Annotated in this window: 2 protein-coding genes and 1 pseudogene; 1 reads left to right on the top strand and 2 read right to left on the bottom strand. The window is 40.5% G+C overall.

Annotation, left to right across the window (positions count from 1 at the left end):
• Positions 1–200, bottom strand: a pseudogene (locus JCM15548_RS24825) (IS5/IS1182 family transposase); the annotation flags it as partial.
• Between the two features lie 137 nt (positions 201–337).
• The gene (locus JCM15548_RS20535) at positions 338–778 is read right to left on the bottom strand and encodes an IS5 family transposase (protein ID WP_062129101.1); all 441 of its coding nucleotides are present in this window, start codon (positions 776–778) and stop codon (positions 338–340) included.
• Positions 779–935: 157 nt separating this feature from the next.
• Between JCM15548_RS20535 and JCM15548_RS20540 the strand changes: the two genes are divergently transcribed.
• The coding region (locus tag JCM15548_RS20540) for a DUF4160 domain-containing protein (protein WP_062129103.1) at positions 936–1,137 on the top strand (202 nt) is incomplete at its 3' end.

Genomic DNA, 1,137 nt, shown 5'->3' on the forward strand with positions numbered 1-1,137 from the left:
AAGTTCAGGTTCCGTTTGACAAAACGCAGCTGACTGCCTATTGCCTTTCTTATTTCCTTACGCGATTTGTTCTTCTTTTGCGCTGTATTCAGATAACGTTTGCGAGCTACACGGCGGTAAGTTCGGGGTTTCTTTTCATGCAAGTCAGGAGTGTAAAGATGGTCTATCAATTGTTCTGTCTTTTCCCTGGCTTCTGACAAAAGGTTCAAATCGGTTGGATAGGCAATGTCCTGAGGACATGCTATGGCATCAAATATTATCCGTCCTTTGTTTTCACCGGCTTCTGGATTATTATCGTTCTTATTTGATGTGGAATCGGACTTTTTACCCTTTTCCTCTAGCTGGTCTTCAGCTGCACTATCCGTTCGTTAATAGCGTTTAGGCTTTCCATCCCAAGCCGTTTGCGAAAGTCAACAAATAAGGATGCATCAAAGGGTAGTTCGTTGCAAAAACTGGAATAACCCAGAAAGTATTGCATGTAGATGTTTTCTGATATCTGGTTAACTGTTTCACGATCATCCAAGTTGCACATATGCTTGATGATTAGCGACCCTATGACAACACGGGGGCTCAAAGCTGGCCGACCGGTGGTGCTAACCCCAACATTTTTCAAATAAAGATTACAAACTTCATCCCATGGTATCAAACGGGCAAGAACAACCCAGCGGTTGTCAGGGTTGAGTTTTTGTTCAAATGGGGTTTGGAAGCAATCCAGAGTCAGCTGGTTTGGACTAACGTATCGTGGCGAAGGTGCACGCTTTTTAAGTGTCTTTTTCATATATCCTTGCACTTATTTATACGAATATCGCTACAAATATCTTAATTTCAAACAGGTAATACTTTATCAGCAGACCCTAATTACAGAAAAACAAACCCAGCATCAGATATTGCAAAATGGTATCTAATTAGGTACATTTGTAGAAAATGAATTTTCAATGCCAACGATTGATAGTTTTAACGGAATTAAGATACATATTTATAACGGCGAGCACAGACCTCCTCATATTCATGCAGACTATAATGAATACGAAGTGCTTATTGAGATTGAACGTGGAAATATTTATTCCGGAAACTTACCAAGCAGACAGTTAAAATTGGTGTTCGATTGGTTGGCAGGGAACGCAGATTGGGCTTTAG

Origin of the sequence: Geofilum rubicundum JCM 15548, from assembly GCF_000974365.1 — a bacterium.
In the GTDB taxonomy this organism is placed as follows: Bacteria; Bacteroidota; Bacteroidia; order Bacteroidales; family Marinilabiliaceae; genus Geofilum; species Geofilum rubicundum.